This window comes from Thermogemmatispora onikobensis (assembly GCF_001748285.1).
Lineage (GTDB): Bacteria > Chloroflexota > Ktedonobacteria > Ktedonobacterales > Ktedonobacteraceae > Thermogemmatispora > Thermogemmatispora onikobensis.
Genome location: NZ_BDGT01000008.1, coordinates 84,937 through 101,084, shown reverse-complemented (window position 1 = coordinate 101,084; position 16,148 = coordinate 84,937). Strand labels below are relative to the sequence as shown.

Genomic DNA, 16,148 nt, shown 5'->3' with positions numbered 1-16,148 from the left:
ATGAGCACAAAGCCCAAGCCGATCCCTGAGATTCAGATTGTGATTGCCGTGAGTAAGGAAGCGGATAGACCGGACTTCTATGAGCTGGCCGAGCGCCTTGGATACCATGCGGCGGTCGTTCTGAAAAAGGATCACCGCTCGCAGATGACCGGGCTGGAGGCCATCGTCAATGGAACGCTCAAGCGCAGCGATGTCCTGGACTATGTCAAGAAGCAGATTGGGCGCTTAACTATGAAAGAGTGGCGCCTGCCATGCAGTGATGATCAGCTTGATCCTCAAACAGGTTTCGGCGAGCGTTTGCTGCGCGTCCTGGAGCAGGATCTGGCCGCGCGTGCTGACAGAGTCTGCCAGGAGCTGGGCATCGGCGAGAAAACTGAGGAGGACCGGCAACTCCGTCGACGTGTCCATCTCTCCTTGATGCGCCAGTTTATCCACTCGATGGTAGCCTACTATGAGTTTTGCTCGATGATGAAGGGCCACAAGGAGCTAGAGGCCTTTACGGAGCGAAGGAGGTAGTAGCCCGTGCTCTCAGAGGAACAGCTTAACAGGATTGCCCTACTGAGCGACGAGGTGCTCTATCCAGAAGCTGTGAGCCTCATACGCCAGTTGCTGGACGAAGAAGACTGCGAGCCTCTGCCCAATAGCCAGATCAATGGCCTGCACGCCATCTCGCTGGCCCTCAACTACCAGGCGCTGCGTGACTTCGTCACCCATCAGACCGAGCGTAACTGGTCCGCCAGTAAAAGAAATATAGAAATTTTTTACCAGAATCTGAAGAAATACATGGAATCTATGCAGAAGAATCGCCTGAAAGCTGAGTTCCACCTGCTCGATGACCAGGGAGGGGTACAGGCCAGGCGCGCTCAGACTGAGGAGCTGATGGCGCAGTTGATGGCCGAATTCATTCAGCATTTGGTGGCAGAAAACAGCCGCTTGCTGGGGGAGCAAGAGCAGCAGAAGGAAGAGAAGAAAGAAGGTTTCTCTAGGAGAGAGCGATAATGGCAGTCGATCACGATCTCTATCGAAAGGATCTCATGCGCCGGCTGCGCCTGCGCAACCGCTATCTCTTCAAAGGGCGGCTTGTCATGGAGACGGCGCTGCACATCGGCGGCGGCAAGCTCACCCTGAGCAGCAGCAAAAGCCCGATTGTCCTGACGCCCGAGAACATTCCTTTCATTCCGGGTTCGAGCTTTAAAGGGGCCTTGCGCAGCACGGTTGAAAAACTGGTGGCTGCCCTGGCTGAGCTGCCGCGGCCGCGCCTGCGCACCTGCGGCCTCATCGAGCGGGAGCAGGAGGAGCTAGAACAAATCCAGCATGAGGAAGGAAGTCTTGATAACATCTGTCCGACTGCGCGCCAGCGCACCATAGCTGAGGAGAGGCGTCAGCGGGGCGAGCTGGATCTGCTCCCTATTCTAGAGCAGCTTTGTCACACCTGTCAGCTCTTCGGCTCGCCGTTCTCGGCCTCGCGGGTTAACGTCAGCGACCTCTACATTCCCGAGGAGGAATGGAACGGTATCATTCAGCTGCGCGACGGTGTGGCCATCGAGCGCGACAGCGAGCGTGCCAAGGAACGCCTCAAGTACGACTACGAGGTCGTGCCGGCCAGCACTGCCTTTGACCTGGAGATCACTCTAGAGAACGCCACCAGAGAGGACCTCTGGCTGCTCAGCCTGGGACTCAGCGAGTTCGTCAACGGCTTCGGATCGATCGGCGGCAAGCGTTCGCGCGGCCTGGGGGCCTGCCGCCTGCGCGACCTGCGCGTCTACATCCTGGAGCTGGAAGGCGAAGAGGACTCCGACGGTAAGAACGGGAGGCTAAGCCCCGAGGAGCGCGCCCGGCGTTTGCAGCGTTATCTGCTTGGGCGCAGTCCCGAAGAGAAATTTAACCGCGTCGAAGACGGTGAGGACTTCCTGGCGAAGCAGATTGAGCGGCTGTTTAGCGCCAACCAGCCAGAGAGATAGGAGGAATTGTTACCAATGCTTAAACAACTCCTCAATGAGGCTCGCTTGCGCCTGCGCATCACCACCACCGGTCCACTGCTCGTCAAATCTGGCCTGCCTACGGTCAGTGGGCCGGACATGACGCCAGTGCTGACCTTTCGCAACGGGCGTCAGGAGCCGTTTCTGCCCGGCAGTTCGCTCAAAGGGGTCTTCCGCAGCCACGTCGAGAAGATTGTCGCCAGCCTGAGACCGCGTGTGGTTTGCTATCCCTTCGCCGGCAGCGAGGATCAGGAGGCCGATCTTGAGGAGCGCCGCCGCACCTATCGCGACTCCTGTGGCGGGCGCTTCACTAGCGAGGCCAAGGACAATGATCAGCGTCGCCACTATCTCGAAGCCCATACTGATGAGGTCTATGCATGTTCCTGCCCGGTTTGTCGCCTCTTCGGTTCAACCTGGTTTATCGGGCGCCTGGCCATCGGCGATGCCTATCTCGTTTCGGCCCCTGTCCGCGAGCTGCGCGACGGTGTGGGTATCGATCGCCTGACCGGCGGCGCCGCCCACAGGGCCAAATTTGAGCTGGAGGTCATCAGCGCAGGGGTCACCTTTGAATGCGCGATTCACCTGCGGAACTTCGAGATCTGGCAGCTTGGTATGCTCTTCGTGGTTCTGCAAGACCTGGAGGATGGGCTGATTCGCCTTGGCTCAGGTCGCTCACGTGGCCTGGGTTGGATCAAAGGAGCGATCAGCGAGGAGGAGCAAGAGGGCTGGCCCGGCGGCTTTGTCACGGCCACCATCCGCGGCAGCGACGCGCGCGAGCCGGTCAGCGAGCTGTGGGGACTGGGGCGCTGGCTGAATGAGAGGCCTGCTGTCAGGGAGACGGGCTTAGGTCGCTACGGGACCTGGTATGACGATCTGGTCAAGCTGCCTGCTGGCATTGAGCGACGCCTGCGCGGCATTCGCCACCTGCGTGTCTTCACCAATGAGGCCCTGGCGCAACTCCGCGAGGAGGCCATTGGGCACTTTATTCGCCGCATCCAGGAATGGCCAGATGAGTCAGCAGTGCTGGCTGCCCTGGCAGCAGGAGGACGCGTATGAGCAAAACAGCATCTCCTGCATGTGACGCGCAGTCTGGTGAGGTTGTCTCCAGCGCATCCGTGGCGCACGCTGCTCTCGAACAGCTTGTCAAGCCCTTTCCTGCAAACGCCTTCTTTCTCGGCGAGCATCTACCCGGCAGGGTTGTGGATGATAATCGACAAATGCGGCGTCTGCTGGTGCGCTTCGCCCGGCTGAGCGAGGTGCTGCAAGTGGAGAGGGACCCGCTTCCGTGGGCTGCCTATACCTGGGGACGGGTCTTCTGCGAAGAGGGAGAATTGCGCTGGGATGGCAGCGAGGGGGAGCTGCGCGTGGTCTACCTGGGACAGGCGCACTTGCTGGCCGAACATCTGCAGGCAAGCTCGCGCCCGGTGGAAGGTCTCAAGCGTCGCTCGACGCAATACTATCTTTTCGGGGAGCGTCCCCGTCGCGTGCGGCCGCAAGAGGTAGGGGTAGCACCTGAAGAGGAGCCGCGCCTCTTTCTCACCACGCGCATTCCGCGGCCCTTGTTCTATCCTGCCGAGCTGCTCCCGACGGCAAAACGGGTAACGCTGAAAGTCTACTCCTACTACGACCCTGCAGATGGGGCGACGGCCTACTTTCGCTTTGCCGGTCTAGAAGCAGAGCCATTGCCCACAGAGACCAGGGGAGGTCGCTCATGAACCCGTATGATTTCGCGCGCATTGACTGGAGCCGTCCCCCGGAGCGGCGTAAGCCCGTCTGGCATCACCGCCTCTTTGGCGCTGGCCTGCCACGGCTCTACAGCGGCAGGCTGGAGCTGCGCCTGACGGCACGTACTCCCATTTTTATCGCGGCCTACTCGCTGGCTGCGGCTGGCAAAGCGATCAAAGATCCCAAGAAGCCAGTACCTTTCATCCAGGATGGAACTGGCCACTACATCATTCCCGGCACCTCGCTCAAGGGCCTGCTGCGCAGCCTGGTCGAAACCCTGGGCAACGGCTGCCTGACGCTCTTCGATGGCAACTATGAGCAGGAGAAAACAGGCGAGCGGGGTCGCTATAAGGCGGTGTATAAGGATAAAGTCAGGCCTGAATTCTTGCACTGCCAGGACGATACCCATCTCTGCATCGCCTGCCGGATCTTTGGCTCGCTCAAAGAGCACAAGCGGGAAAGCATCTTCATGGGCAAAGTGAATATCGGCGATGCTCAGGCCGACCCGGAAACGGTGGCTCTCTACAAGCCAATGTATACCCAGCCCCTGGTTGAGCCAAAGCCGCATCATCGTGCCTTCTACCTCGATGAGCAAGAGCGCTACATCGCCGGGCGCAAGTTCTACTTCCACCATGATCCTGACAGGGAACCTTTGCAGGCGAGCGGCTATGTCTACTTCAGACGCGCAGAACCGGCCAACCGCTACATTCACCCGCTGGGCTACGACACCGTCTTTTACGCTCGCCTCGACTTTACCAATCTGGAGCGCGACGAGCTGGGCGCGCTGCTGCTGGCCATCGTCCTTGAAAAGGGCATGTGTCACAAGATCGGCTACGCCAAGCCGCTGGGCCTTGGCTCGATTGCTCTGGAGCCGCTGCGTCTGGAGTTGATCGACTATGCACGGCGCTACAGTTTCAGTGCGCGTGGTCAGGACGGCAGAGAGCAACTGCAGGGCGAGGCCCTGGCGCAGTTTATCGACGAGCTGGTAGAAGAGTTCAAACGCGAGCACTTGCAGCGGCTGGCAATGGAGGATCTGCGCCGTATCTGGCGCTGGCCGCCTGATCCCGACGTCGAATACTACTATCCTGACAAAGCCGGGTGGTTCGACCTGCCCGAGAACGCCCGCAAGCGCATTGCTGAGACGCGCGATTCTGCCTAGTAGAAGGGAGATCTTCTTATGGGAGCGAGTCAGTCGATTGCTGGTGAAATTCTTTGCTTGTATGCCAGTGAGGATAAGCGTGGTTTTGAGGAACTAAGCAAACACTTATATAATCTTAATAGGATAAGAGATATTCAAGATACCCTACCAGGAAAACCGCCGAAGCAGGAGCAGAGCAAGCTGATCAATCAGGCGAAGCTGATCATCATGCTTATCAGCCCTGATTTCTTGTTTTCGATGGGAGAAGTGGCCAGCATGGCCTTGAAACGAGCAACGAGTGGCGAGGCTGAACTTATTCCAATCTTATACAAGACCGTGGATCTCGGAGGCACTGACCTGGCCGAGCTGCAACTCTTGCCGCGCAATGGGGAGGCCCTCGCCCAGCGAGAGGGAGATAATCGCAATAAAGCATGGAAAGAAATAGCTGAGGAGATTCGGAAAATCTGGGAAGCCCTCGACGCAGGCTCTGGAACAGAGGAGAAAGAGAGGACGACGATGGATGCTGGCCAATCCGAGGCTCATCGATCCCAGCAGGAACAGGACCCGACCAGACCGGCCACCGTTTTCATCAGCTCTGCTGGCGATGCCGGAAAAAACCGCGAACAGCTAGAACTCATGCTGCGCCTGCGCGGCCTCAAGCTCTGGCACCGCGACAGCGAGGACCTGCCCTTTCTCGGCCTCCGTGAAAAAGCCGCAGAGCGGGCCGTGAGCGAGTTAGCCGATGCCTACCTGCTCTATCTCACACCCGAAGCCCTCAAGAAGCCGCAGCTCTGGCTACCCGAGGCACACGCTGCCCTCACGCGCCACGAAAGCGAGCTGGGGTTTCCTATAGTTGTGATCCTGCAGGGGGTCAGCCGGAAAAGAGTGCAGAACGCCCTGGCAAAGGTCAGTCTCGGGAAGCTGACGAATTTTATTGCGGACGAGCCTGAGCCGGAGGTGAGCCAGCAGGAGGTAGTGAGCGGCAAGCTGCGCTCGCTTGCGCGCAAGATCCTGCGCGAGGCCTTTCGCCAGCGTCGCGTGAGAGCTGGGGAGAACCATGAAATCTGGATTGGGCTACGCACCTTTGTTTTTGGAGAGGGCAGCCCTCGGCTCGATCTGTCGGTTGATGCCAGGAGGCTTTTCCTTGAAGACGAGAATAGGGATGTGCGACGTGTCCCTACGGTCGCTGAATGGCAGGATCTTATTGTTCCCGCTCTGCAGGATATCAAAGGACTGCTCACGGCTATTGGTCCAGGCTCTGGAGAAAGTCTAAAAGTTCCGATTAAAGCAGTCTATTCGCTGACCTACCTGTTCGGCTTCATTTTCCAGGGAATGAGGCTGCAAGTACGTGATGAAGCAAGACAGCAGTATTGGGATAACGAAGGGCCGCAGAGCGATTCTTCCCCTCTTACCTGTGATGAGAGCATTCAGGAGGGAGATCCCCAGACAGCGGTAGTGGCTATTTCCATATCGAATAATATTGAAAATGATGTAAAGGTATACATGCAACAGGCAGGGAATAAGATTGACTATAGCTGCTTCATCCATTATTCGATGCCGGAGGGAGTAGACCACACCCGAGGGGTAAGGGATGGCAATCATGCCCTGGCCATTGCCCGTCAGATTGGACGTGACCTGCGCCGCCTGCGCAGCCAAGGCATTGCCCATATCCATCTCTTCTCATCACTTCCTGCTGGGCTTGCGGTCCTGATCGGCCAGCAGCTGAATGCTAGCGTTTTCGGCCCAGTTTCCTTATACGAGTTCTCTGCAGCCTATCGCTATGCCTACACACTCAATCAAAAAGAGTAGGAGTGAGATCCTGCAGATAGGCATCTGTTAGATGAGCACTCGCTTGAAGGGGGAGCCTTCAGCAAGACTGTGCCTCTAGCTTGCATCTGCGACAAGCAGTAGAAGAGCGAGCGCTTGTTAAGGACAGCTCTTCTACTGCTGCTATTGCTGAGTCTTCTATGGATGACCAGTCAGGCACTCTTGACCGTGTATGGAGCTAGCGGCGTGTGCGTGTATGGCGGCGGCGGCGGCGGCGGGCCACGGCGGCCTTACGCTTGCGGCGATCGCTGCGGCTCTCGTAATGTTTGCGGCGGCGCACCTCGGCCAGAATACCAGCGTTCAAAACCTTGCGATTAAAGCGCTTAAGGGCGACCTCGAAGGACTCGTCAGGGTTCAGGCGAACTTCGCTCATCTCGGCCCGCCTTACCAGCGCGCGCGGCGGCCCTGGCCGCGCCCGTACGACTCCTGGGGACGATAGCAATCGCTGCAATAGACGGGGCGATCATCGCGGGGCAAGAACGGCACCCGGGCCTCGTTACCGCAGCTAGCGCAGGTCACCGTATACATCTGGCGCTCCTCACGCCCGTAGCCACGGCCACGGCGCCCGCCACTTGCCTTGCGCGCCGCCCGACAGCTGGGGCAGCGGCTGGGTGTATTGGTCAAGCCGCGGCTGGCAAAAAACTCTTGCTCTCCAACGGTAAAGGTGAATTCCTGGCCGCACTCGCGGCAGACCAGGATTTGGTCCTGTCCAGGGTTAATCATGTAGATAGTCTCCTTACGCGCATTTCTCTGTGGTGGGAAATGCATTGGGACTCGTCTGACAGCGCTCTTATCTGCAAGCTACCAGACGGCAAAAGGCTATAGGCGCGGGAGCGTGCGACCTGAGCCTAGCAGAGTAGGGGCAGCGTCGGCGCGGAGCCGCTGAATGACAAAGAACGGCGTGCCAAAAAAAGCCGCTGCCCGTAACCATGGGCAGCGGCTTTGACAGTTCGCTTCCATGTGTCCTTTGCAGCATACCACACTCTCCGTCTCCCGTCAAGCCTGCCATCTCAAGCGCCAAAAGCTCGTCTGTTGCTTCTCAACTGCCTTTCTCGCTGCACTGCGCTCGAGAACTGGTCAGCATGCAGCCGCCAGCGATTGCCTGTCCGCCGGAGCGGGCATCAGAGGCCAGCCCATGCGCCATGTCAGACCACACAAAGCCAAACAGCCCCCGTGACCAGGTTGGCGCGCGCTCCTCCTCCTCCCCTGGCTTGCAGTCGTCCACATTTCTGCTGTATTCTGAAACCAGCTTGTCTGAGCCGGCAACAGCGGGCGAGCAGAGCAGCGGCGGACATGTCAACCCAGTCCGGTCCAGTCGAGGAGAGAAGGCATCGAGCCGATCAAACCAGGAGAAAAGCCATCGTGCTACTTTTGTGCCAAAGGAGCACTACTCATGAGCGAACAGGTGACGCTACCCCCGGTCGACACGATCGACGTCACGATTCTCGTAGATAACAGTGTCGATGTCCTGCTGCCCGGCAATGAGATGGTTCAGCGGGCCCCCCTGGCCATAAACTGGACCGAGCGCGAGCAGCTCATTGCCGAGCACGGCTATGCCCTGCTGCTCACAGTGGTGCGCAATGGGTGGCGGGCCTCTCTACTCTACGATGCCGGGCTTGGGCGCAGCACCCTCCTGCACAACATGGATGTGTTGGAGGTGCGTCCGGCTGATCTACGGGCTATCGTGCTCTCACATGGTCACGCCGACCATCACGGTGGGTTAGAGGGCGTCGTACGCCGTCTGGGGAAGCGCGGTCTGCCCTTGCTGCTCCATCCCGATGCCTGGCGCTACCGACGCATCGTCTTCCCAACCGGTACCGAAATCCATATGCCCCCACCGAGCCAGGCCGATCTCGATCGCGAAGGTGTTACCATCATCGAAGAACGAGGTCCCTCGCTGCTGCTCGATGGAACCGTGCTGGTGACCGGTCAAGTTGAGCGCGTCACCGATTTTGAAAAAGGCTTCCCCTTGCAACAAGCGCGTACTGACCACGGCTGGGAGCCCGATATCTGGGTCTGGGATGATCAGGCTATTGTCTGCCATCTCAAAAACCGCGGCCTGGTGGTCCTCTCTAGCTGCAGCCACGCCGGGGTCATCAACATTCTTCAGCATGCCCGGCGGCTTACCGGCATCGAGACCGTCTACGCCTTTGTCGGCGGTCTGCATCTCAGCGGCGCCGTCTTCGAGCCGATTATCCCGCGTACCATCGCCGAACTGCAGGCGATTGGACCCAGTGTCATTGTGCCTGGGCACTGTACCGGCTGGCGCGCGACTCACGAACTGGCTCGCGCTTTGCCCGCGGCCTATATCCAGACCAGCGTTGGCACCACGCTGCACTTTGCCTGATCCCCCTTTTCTCTGGCCTGGTGCACCAGGCCAGGGGCGGGAAACTATTACCATCGTCATGATTGTTGTCATTCTCAAAGAATGTAACCGTGCTCTGCGCTTCCTGCTGGAAGTGGCCATGATCCTGACGTTGAGCTACTGGGGAGCCAGCTCCACCAGTCTGGCGCTCCCACTCAGCTTCCTCCTGGGGCTGGCCCTGCCCCTATTCGCAATGCTTGTCTGGGGCCTACTCGTGGCCCCCAAGGCGCGTCACCGTTTGGTTGATCCCTGGCGGCTGCTGGTCGAGCTGGCTCTCTTCGGCCTGGCTGCTCTGGCTCTGTGGCATCGACAATGCTACCTGCTCGCTAGCATGCTGATGGCGCTCTTCCTGCTTAACCGCCTGGCTCTCTCGCTCTGGGGACAGAACACGGTCTAGCGCATGGACCGCAGCGACACCTTTTGCGTGGCCCAGTCGTACCTGTGACAGAACGGAGATAACTGTTACTATTGTGCCTCTGCTTCTTGTGTGGCCCTGTGCCATTCTTGTGAGAAGGAGCAGGATTGCTGTGAGTGCGCTGTGAGAGGCTCTTGCTATGCTCAGAAAGAAAGCGGGCGCGGCTCACTGGCTGTTCCCCGAGGATGACCACGGCTGTGACCTCGAGCGAGGATCGCCGCAAAAGCTGCCAGAATAACGAATGAATGTCAAGTGGGTATTCTTGCCTTGTTTGTCACTGAACAGAGGAGGGAAGCATGTCGACCGCTGCCGGGGCGCGTACACTCAGCCAGCAGCAGCTAGAACTGATGCATAAGTACTGGTGTGCCGCCAACTATCTGACTGTAGGGCAGATCTACCTCCAGGAAAATCCCTTGCTCAAGGAGCCACTGCGGCCCGAGCACATCAAGCCCCGGTTGTTGGGGCATTGGGGCACCTCGCCAGGCTTGAATCTCATCTACGTCCATCTCAATCGCCTGATCAAAGACTATGACGTCGATATGATCTTTCTGGCAGGACCCGGACATGGTGGTCCGGCGGTGATCGCCAACGTCTACCTTGAAGGGACCTATTCAGAGATCTACCCGGAAGTAAGCCAGGACGAGCAAGGGCTGCGTCGCCTCTTTCGCCAGTTCTCTACTCCTGGCGGCGTGCCCAGTCACGTCGGCGTTCCCATTCCTGGCTCCATCCACGAAGGGGGCGAGTTAGGCTATGTGCTGGCCCATGCCTTCGGCGCTGCCTTCGACAATCCCGATCTGATTGTAGCTGCCGTTGTCGGCGATGGCGAAGCCGAAACTGGTCCCCTCGAAGGGTCCTGGAAAAGCATCAAATTTCTCAATCCCATCCGTGACGGAGCCGTGCTTCCTATTCTGCACCTCAACGAGTACAAGATCTCCGGTCCGACGGTTCTGGGTCGCACCAGCGACGAGCGGATCGAACAGCTCTTCTCGGGACACGGTTACCACGTCTACTTTGTCGAAGGAGACGACCCGCTCACTGTGCATCGGGCCCTGGCCGAAACCCTTGATCACTGCTATCACGAGATCCGCAGCTACCAGCAGCAGGCCCGGACCCAGGGTTTCAGTGGCGTACCGCGTTGGCCGCTGATTGTCCTTCGTACGCCCAAAGGCTGGACCGGCCCCAAGGAAGTCGATGGTATCCCCGTTGAAGGGACCTTCCGCGCGCATCAGGTTCCCCTGGAGGAGGTCAGGACGAAACCGGCTCACCTCAAGCTGCTGGAGGACTGGTTACGCAGCTATCACCCCGAAGAGCTGTTTGACGAAGGCGGACGCCTCCGCCCCGAATTAGCGGCTCTGGCCCCGCAGGGCGAGCGCCGCATGGGCGCCAATCCTCACGCTAATGGTGGAAAACTGCTCGTTGACCTGCGCTTGCCCGATTTCCGTTCCTACGCGCTCGAAGTCTCCAAACCGGCTACCAGCTACTATAGCAACACTCGTCCGCTTGGGGTCTTTCTCCGCGACATTTTCAAGGAGAACGCGGAGCAGGCCAACTTTCGCTACTTCTGCCCTGATGAGACCAACTCCAACCGTCTCGGCGACGTCTTTGCCGTCCAGAACCGGACCTTTTTGGAACGCATCCTGCCTATCGATGACCACCTCTCGCCGGATGGGCGCGTCATGGAGGTGCTCAGCGAGCATCTCTGCGAAGGCTGGTTAGAGGGGTACCTCCTGACCGGCAGGCATGGTCTGTTCGCCACCTATGAGGCTTTTGCGATGATCGCCGACTCTATGATCATCCAATACTCAAAGTGGCTCGAAGGTTCCCGATCCCTCTCCTGGCGCGCACCGATTGCCTCGCTCAACCTGTTGCTCACCTCCACCTGCTGGCGCAACGATCATAACGGCTTCTCCCATCAGGGGCCGGGCCTCATCGATACCCTGCTCTCGCGCCGGGGGAGCATCGCCCGCATCTACCTGCCGCCTGACGCCAACTGCCTGCTCTCGGTGGCTGACCACTGCCTGCGCAGCCGTGACTACATCAACCTGATCGTGGTCGACAAGCAGCCGCATCTGCAGTATCTCAGCATGGCTGAAGCCATTGAGCACTGCCGGCGTGGCCTCTCGATCTGGCCCTGGGCAGGCAACGAGGATGATAACGAACCGGATGTCGTGCTTGCCTGCGCCGGAGACGTCATGACAATGGAGACCGTGGCCGCCGCCTGGTGGCTCCGCCGCCAGCTCCCGCAGCTCAAAGTACGTGTCGTCAATGTCGTCGATCTGATGACACTCTATCCTCCCGAGCTGCACCCGCACGGCCTCGACCATGCAACCTTCGTCGCCCACTTTACTGAGGCGAAGCCTGTCATCTTCGCCTTTCACGGCTATCAGCGCGCTGTCCATCAGCTCGTACACGGGCGCCCCAATCCGGCCCGCTTCCACGTCCGCGGCTACAACGAGCAGGGAACCACGACCACACCCTTTGATATGGTCGTCCTCAACGAAGTCAGCCGCTACCATCTCTGCCTGCTAGCGATGGAGCACACGCCACGCCTGCGCCATCTCACAGCGCCACTCGTGCGCGAATGCGAGGAGCGGCTGCGTGAACATCATCGCTATATCCGTGAGCACCTGGAGGATATGCCTGAAATACGCGACTGGACCTGGACAGATTAAACTCTAAACGGGAGCGACTCAAGGAAGCGATGTTATCTTGCTTCTCTTGCTTCTCTTGAGCCGCTCCCATGGAGTTTCAAGCGCGGCAGGACGACAACAGGATCTGCCTCCGATTGGGACCGCAGCGGCTCAGATGTAACCCCTCAGCGGACCAGCTGCTCCGCCGCCTGTGGATGCGGGCTACCGTCCCGTTGCTGTCGACGCAGCACATGCTCAACAAGATTCATCGGGCAGAATGGCCCACACATTGAGCAGGCCCGCGTCTTGGAAGCGCGCTCAGCGAAGATGCGCCGTGCCTCTTCAGGATAGAGCGCCAATTGAAATTGGGTATCCCAGTCGAGACGATAGCGAGCCTCCGACATCTGACGGTTGCGAGCCAGGGCCTGGGGATGGCCACGAGCTACATCAGCGGCGTGGGCGGCGATCTTAAAAGCTACCACTCCCTCATAGACCTGGCGCGGATTAGGCAGACCCAGATGCTCAGCCGGCGTCAGATAGCAGAGCATATCGGCCCCATGCATGCCTGCCAGCGCCCCACCGATCGCTCCGGCGATATGGTCGAAGCCGGCAGCGGTATCAACGGGCAACATGCCCAGAATGTAGAAAGGAGCACCACGACAGAGCTTCTTCTGCAGCTGGACATTGGCCTGCACTTCGCTGAGGGGCACATGGCCCGGACCTTCAACCATCACCTGTACGCCTGCGCGCCGCGCTCGTTCGACTAACTCTCCCAGGATAATCAACTCGCCCACCTGGGCGCCGTCAAGATCATCGGCAAGCGATCCAGGCCGAAGGCCATCTCCCAGGCTCAACGTCATATCATACTGGCGAGCGATCTCCAGCAGCCAATCGAAATGCTCGTAGAGCGGATTCTCGGCTCCGTTCTCCAGCATCCAGGCCGCCAGCAGGCCCCCGCCGCGCGAAACAATCCCTGTCACGCGCTCCGCCTGCCGGTAATGCTCCAGATTCTGACGCGTCACCCCACAGTGCACAGTAATAAAATCGACGCCAGCCTTGCCATGCTGTTCAATCGTCTCAAACAGCTCATCGGCGCTCATCTTGAGAAAAGAACCCTTCTCGCGCACCGCCCGAAACTCGGCTTCGTAGATCGGAACGGTGCCCAGGGGAACAATACAGGACCCCAACAGCGTCTGACGAATGGCGGGAATGTCGCCACCGGTCGAGAGATCCATGACGGCATCGGCGCCAGCCTGCTGGGCCAGTGCGAGCTTTTGGCACTCCTCTGCTAGATTGACATAGTCGTAGGAGGTACCAAGGTTGGCGTTGACTTTTACCAGGAGGCCCTGGCCGATAGCGGTAAAGTGAGAGAGGGTGCGATGATTGGGGTTGGCTGGAATAACTGCCAGGCCGGCAGCGACCTTCTCGCGGATTGCTTCAACGGGGAGACCTTCGGCTTGGGCCACATAGGCCATTGCCTCGGTAATCTGGCCCTGACGGGCCTGCTCAAGCTGAGTTGGCACTGTTCCACCTCCGGTCATTGTCTGGGACTGACCTGAAGGGGAACCGGCAGCGGGTTGGGCGGCCAGACGGACCCTTCCCTCCGCCGGTATTACCCGGGTCAGGTTCGAGGGGTCGGCCCCGCTGACAGGGGCCCTCTCAGCCCGGTTGCCCGAGCTCCCCCAGGTCCAATGAGAAGCGCTCAGTCGTCTACTGAAAGAATCATACCATATGCATCCTGTTGGTGAGCCACGCTTGATGGCCGGCAGCGCCCTTCTCTGGCTGCTAAAGGCGACAGATGAGCCAATACGATCAGCCTGGGGAAGAGGGTAAGCATCTATCTATCAACCGTGCGGATAATGCCCTTCGCCTGACACTACCCAGGAGCAGGAGGGGAGAGAGCAAAGAGGAAGGGAGCCGCCGGAGCTAGAGAGCTGCCGGGCTCCGACCGCTCCTCAAGCAGGAATAGCTCAAGCTGCTAGCCAGCCTCCGTCAACGGGCAGGATGGCCCCATTAATATAGCTTGCTTCTTTGGAAGCGAGGAAAGCAATAGCTGCGGCGATCTCGTCGGGCGAGGCTACCCGTGAGGGAGCGCTGGCGCGGATGAAGGTCCCAACGCGCTCCAGACCAGACTGACTCGGGACGCCCGACCCCATACCGATAGCTGTCGCCACCGCTCCCGGACAAACGGCGTTGCAGCGAATGCCACGCTCGCCATAGTGGAAAGCAATGCTGCGAGTCAGGCCGATCAGACCATGCTTGGAGACCGTGTACGGGGTGCCGGCGGCGCCGCCGCGCAGGCCAGCCTCGGAGGCCGTATTGACAATCGTGCCGCTACCCTGCTCTAGAAAAATCGGAATGGCCCGGCGGCAAGCCAGGAAGGGACCGTAGAGGTTCACTGCGAGCACGCGCTCCCACAACTCTAAGGGAACCTCAGCGGCGGGCGTCATCAGATCCATGATACCCGCATTATTGCACAGGATATCGAGCCGCCCGTAGGTCGAAGTAGCAGTCGTCAGCATGGCCTCAACGCCACTCTCCGAGGCCACATCGGCGGGGCAGGCGCAGAGCTTTGCCCCCTGCCCTTGCAATTCCGCTACCAGTGCCTGCAACGGCTCCTCGACAATATCGACGGCGACCACCGCCGCTCCTTCGCTAGTCAGGCGCTGCACCAGTGCGCGACCGATGCCTGACGCGGCTCCTGTCACCACGGCGACCTGTTGCTCGAAGCGCATCATCTCTTGCTTACTCCTTCTCTGCTAGGCTGGAGACATCAGAAATTGGGAACTGGAAGAGAAACGCTGAGCCATCCTTGCTCGTTGCCAGATCCAGGCGGCGCTTGACGGCCAGGGCTGCGGCGTCAGTGCACGTGTGGGCTGGTTGTCAACGCCGCTTGTTCGCATTATAATGTCACTAACTGACAAAAGTCAATGAAAGACAAAGGGGAATGAGCGACACGGCCATCTCACAACAGGACCAGGCCGTCCGGTCTGGCCTACGCGAGCGCAAGAAGCGTCTTCTTCAGGAAGCCATTGAACAAGCCGCGCTCAAGCTCTTCCTACAGCGCGGTTACGAGCAGACCTCCATTCAGGATATTGCTGAAGCAGTCATGATCTCGCCGCGTACCTTCTTCCGCTACTTTCCATCCAAGGAAGAAGTCTTACTGGGGCCAACGCGGGCTGTCATGCGGGCCGGGCTAGAGCATCTGCGTACTCTGCCGCTGCCGAGGGTCCAGTCTGAGAACGAGGCAGTGCGCACCGCGCTGAGAGCTGTCTTGCTCTACATTGCCCAGCTCTACCAGCACCAGCGCCGCAGTTTCCTGCTGCGCTATCAGATTGCCCGCCAGGTTCCATCGGTGGCCGCCTTTTACCTCTATGCCCTCTTAGAGGCTGAGATGGCCTTTTATGACCTTCTTCAGGAGCGCGCGGGGGAAGCATATGAGTGTGGCAGGCTTCGCTTGTTAGTGGCCACCCATGTGGCTGCCCTGCGAGTTGCGCTGGAACGATGGCTTGATGAGGGGGCGGAGGGTGACCTCCAGGCTCTTGTCACAAGCTATCTTGAGGCGCTGCACTAAACACGTTGAGTTCTGACCTCCCTGCCCCACATGCTGGTAGCGGGTGCCTTGGGTAGAAGAGAGAGGGGGTGGTGGCTAGCTCGGGGGGAATGACCAGGCTGTCGGTGGGAGAAGCCTGGAGTGGTCAGCCAACGGAAAAAAGGAGCTGCCGTATGTGAACAGCCTCAGCAGGCCCTTTCACATACGGCAGCTCAAGAAGGGTGCCGAAGGTGGGATTCGAACCCACACGCCCGTGGTAAGGCACAACGCCCTGAACGTTGCGTGTCTACCAGTTTCACCACTTCGGCCTGTACGCCGCATGCGGTCCGTTGCCCACCTGCCTGAGCGGTGGGGCTTTCGGTTCCGTGAGGCTATATTACTCCAACTTGGGTTTTCTGTCAAGGGGTTTCCAGGCAAATTTCCCGATTGAGTGCCTTATCCCGGCCCTCTTCTCTGGCCTGCGGGCAAGCATGCTATAATGAGACAAAAGCGGCCAACTGTCGGGTTGCCTGAGAG

The 16,148-nt window shown here is 59.3% G+C and carries 15 protein-coding genes, 1 tRNA gene and 1 riboswitch; of the genes, 11 read left to right on the top strand and 5 right to left on the bottom strand.

Features of this window, described 5'->3' with window-relative positions:
• From BGC09_RS05775 to BGC09_RS05745, 7 genes are read left to right on the top strand one after another with little or no spacing between them, the layout of a single operon-like run.
• Positions 1-516 carry a hypothetical protein gene (locus BGC09_RS05775; protein WP_069802935.1) on the top strand — a complete coding sequence of 172 codons (516 nt, stop codon included), beginning with the start codon at positions 1-3 and terminating at the stop codon, positions 514-516.
• Positions 517-522: 6 nt separating this feature from the next.
• A complete protein-coding gene (locus BGC09_RS05770; protein WP_069802934.1) occupies positions 523-999 on the top strand; it encodes a hypothetical protein in 477 nt (158 codons plus the stop codon).
• On the top strand, positions 999-1,961 hold the full coding sequence (gene csx7 / locus BGC09_RS05765) for a type III CRISPR-associated RAMP protein Csx7 (RefSeq protein ID WP_069802933.1): 963 nt from the start codon (positions 999-1,001) through the stop codon (positions 1,959-1,961). The genes BGC09_RS05770 and csx7 (BGC09_RS05765) overlap by 1 nt, the downstream gene beginning before the upstream one ends.
• Positions 1,962-1,976: 15 nt before the next feature.
• The gene (gene csx7 / locus BGC09_RS05760; RefSeq protein WP_069802932.1) at positions 1,977-3,035 is read left to right on the top strand and encodes a type III CRISPR-associated RAMP protein Csx7; all 1,059 of its coding nucleotides are present in this window, start codon (positions 1,977-1,979) and stop codon (positions 3,033-3,035) included.
• Positions 3,032-3,694 (top strand): type III-D CRISPR-associated protein Csx19, encoded by a 663-nt coding sequence (csx19, locus tag BGC09_RS05755; RefSeq protein ID WP_069802931.1) that lies wholly within the window; start codon positions 3,032-3,034, stop codon positions 3,692-3,694. The genes csx7 (BGC09_RS05760) and csx19 overlap by 4 nt, the downstream gene beginning before the upstream one ends.
• Positions 3,691-4,863 carry an RAMP superfamily CRISPR-associated protein gene (locus BGC09_RS05750; RefSeq protein WP_069802930.1) on the top strand — a complete coding sequence of 391 codons (1,173 nt, stop codon included), beginning with the start codon at positions 3,691-3,693 and terminating at the stop codon, positions 4,861-4,863. Before csx19 ends, BGC09_RS05750 begins: the two co-directional genes overlap by 4 nt.
• Positions 4,864-4,881: 18 nt before the next feature.
• Positions 4,882-6,651, top strand: coding sequence for an SAVED domain-containing protein (locus BGC09_RS05745; RefSeq protein WP_069802929.1), 1,770 nt, complete (start codon positions 4,882-4,884; stop codon positions 6,649-6,651).
• Positions 6,652-6,847: 196 nt separating this feature from the next.
• Here BGC09_RS05745 and rpsU read toward each other — a convergent pair whose 3' ends face one another.
• Positions 6,848-7,042 (bottom strand): 30S ribosomal protein S21, encoded by a 195-nt coding sequence (gene rpsU / locus BGC09_RS05740; protein ID WP_052887903.1) that lies wholly within the window; start codon positions 7,040-7,042, stop codon positions 6,848-6,850.
• Positions 7,043-7,053: 11 nt separating this feature from the next.
• Positions 7,054-7,392: a zinc-ribbon domain containing protein gene (locus tag BGC09_RS05735; RefSeq protein WP_069802928.1), complete on the bottom strand. Its 339-nt coding sequence runs from the start codon at positions 7,390-7,392 to the stop codon at positions 7,054-7,056.
• A gap of 670 nt (positions 7,393-8,062) precedes the next feature.
• On the opposite strand from BGC09_RS05735, the gene BGC09_RS05730 reads away from it, so the two are divergent.
• The 3 genes from BGC09_RS05730 (at position 8,063) to BGC09_RS05720 (ending at position 12,121) form a co-directional block, all read left to right on the top strand.
• Positions 8,063-9,016: an MBL fold metallo-hydrolase gene (locus BGC09_RS05730; RefSeq protein WP_069802927.1), complete on the top strand. Its 954-nt coding sequence runs from the start codon at positions 8,063-8,065 to the stop codon at positions 9,014-9,016.
• 58 nt (positions 9,017-9,074) lie between these two features.
• Positions 9,075-9,431, top strand: a complete 357-nt coding sequence (locus BGC09_RS05725) for a YrdB family protein (RefSeq protein WP_069802926.1) — start codon at positions 9,075-9,077, stop codon at positions 9,429-9,431.
• A gap of 314 nt (positions 9,432-9,745) precedes the next feature.
• On the top strand, positions 9,746-12,121 hold the full coding sequence (locus BGC09_RS05720) for a phosphoketolase family protein (RefSeq protein WP_069802925.1): 2,376 nt from the start codon (positions 9,746-9,748) through the stop codon (positions 12,119-12,121).
• 143 nt (positions 12,122-12,264) lie between these two features.
• On the opposite strand, the gene thiC is transcribed toward BGC09_RS05720, so the two are convergent.
• Together thiC and BGC09_RS05710 are read right to left on the bottom strand one after the other, a co-directional pair.
• Positions 12,265-13,602 (bottom strand): phosphomethylpyrimidine synthase ThiC, encoded by a 1,338-nt coding sequence (gene thiC / locus BGC09_RS05715; protein ID WP_218103974.1) that lies wholly within the window; start codon positions 13,600-13,602, stop codon positions 12,265-12,267.
• A gap of 57 nt (positions 13,603-13,659) precedes the next feature.
• A riboswitch (TPP riboswitch) is annotated at positions 13,660-13,773 on the bottom strand.
• Between the two features lie 276 nt (positions 13,774-14,049).
• Complete coding sequence (locus BGC09_RS05710; RefSeq protein ID WP_218103973.1) at positions 14,050-14,817, bottom strand: SDR family NAD(P)-dependent oxidoreductase; 768 nt, start codon at positions 14,815-14,817, stop codon at positions 14,050-14,052.
• 209 nt (positions 14,818-15,026) lie between these two features.
• On the opposite strand from BGC09_RS05710, the gene BGC09_RS05705 reads away from it, so the two are divergent.
• Positions 15,027-15,653: a TetR family transcriptional regulator gene (locus BGC09_RS05705; protein WP_069802924.1), complete on the top strand. Its 627-nt coding sequence runs from the start codon at positions 15,027-15,029 to the stop codon at positions 15,651-15,653.
• Between the two features lie 201 nt (positions 15,654-15,854).
• On the opposite strand, the gene BGC09_RS05700 is transcribed toward BGC09_RS05705, so the two are convergent.
• Positions 15,855-15,940: transfer RNA gene (locus BGC09_RS05700), tRNA-Leu, on the bottom strand.
• Between the last annotated feature and the right edge of the window lie 208 nt (positions 15,941-16,148).

Coding starts and splice junctions, on each gene's coding strand:
- BGC09_RS05775 (WP_069802935.1), top strand. CDS start 1: ATGAGCACAAAGCCCAAGCCGATCCCTGAGATTCAGATTGTGATTGCC.
- csx7 (WP_069802933.1), top strand. CDS start 999: ATGGCAGTCGATCACGATCTCTATCGAAAGGATCTCATGCGCCGGCTG.
- csx7 (WP_069802932.1), top strand. CDS start 1,977: ATGCTTAAACAACTCCTCAATGAGGCTCGCTTGCGCCTGCGCATCACC.
- csx19 (WP_069802931.1), top strand. CDS start 3,032: ATGAGCAAAACAGCATCTCCTGCATGTGACGCGCAGTCTGGTGAGGTT.
- BGC09_RS05750 (WP_069802930.1), top strand. CDS start 3,691: ATGAACCCGTATGATTTCGCGCGCATTGACTGGAGCCGTCCCCCGGAG.
- BGC09_RS05745 (WP_069802929.1), top strand. CDS start 4,882: ATGGGAGCGAGTCAGTCGATTGCTGGTGAAATTCTTTGCTTGTATGCC.
- rpsU (WP_052887903.1), bottom strand. CDS start 7,042: ATGAGCGAAGTTCGCCTGAACCCTGACGAGTCCTTCGAGGTCGCCCTT.
- BGC09_RS05735 (WP_069802928.1), bottom strand. CDS start 7,392: ATGATTAACCCTGGACAGGACCAAATCCTGGTCTGCCGCGAGTGCGGC.
- BGC09_RS05730 (WP_069802927.1), top strand. CDS start 8,063: ATGAGCGAACAGGTGACGCTACCCCCGGTCGACACGATCGACGTCACG.
- BGC09_RS05725 (WP_069802926.1), top strand. CDS start 9,075: ATGATTGTTGTCATTCTCAAAGAATGTAACCGTGCTCTGCGCTTCCTG.
- BGC09_RS05720 (WP_069802925.1), top strand. CDS start 9,746: ATGTCGACCGCTGCCGGGGCGCGTACACTCAGCCAGCAGCAGCTAGAA.
- BGC09_RS05710 (WP_218103973.1), bottom strand. CDS start 14,817: ATGATGCGCTTCGAGCAACAGGTCGCCGTGGTGACAGGAGCCGCGTCA.
- BGC09_RS05705 (WP_069802924.1), top strand. CDS start 15,027: ATGAGCGACACGGCCATCTCACAACAGGACCAGGCCGTCCGGTCTGGC.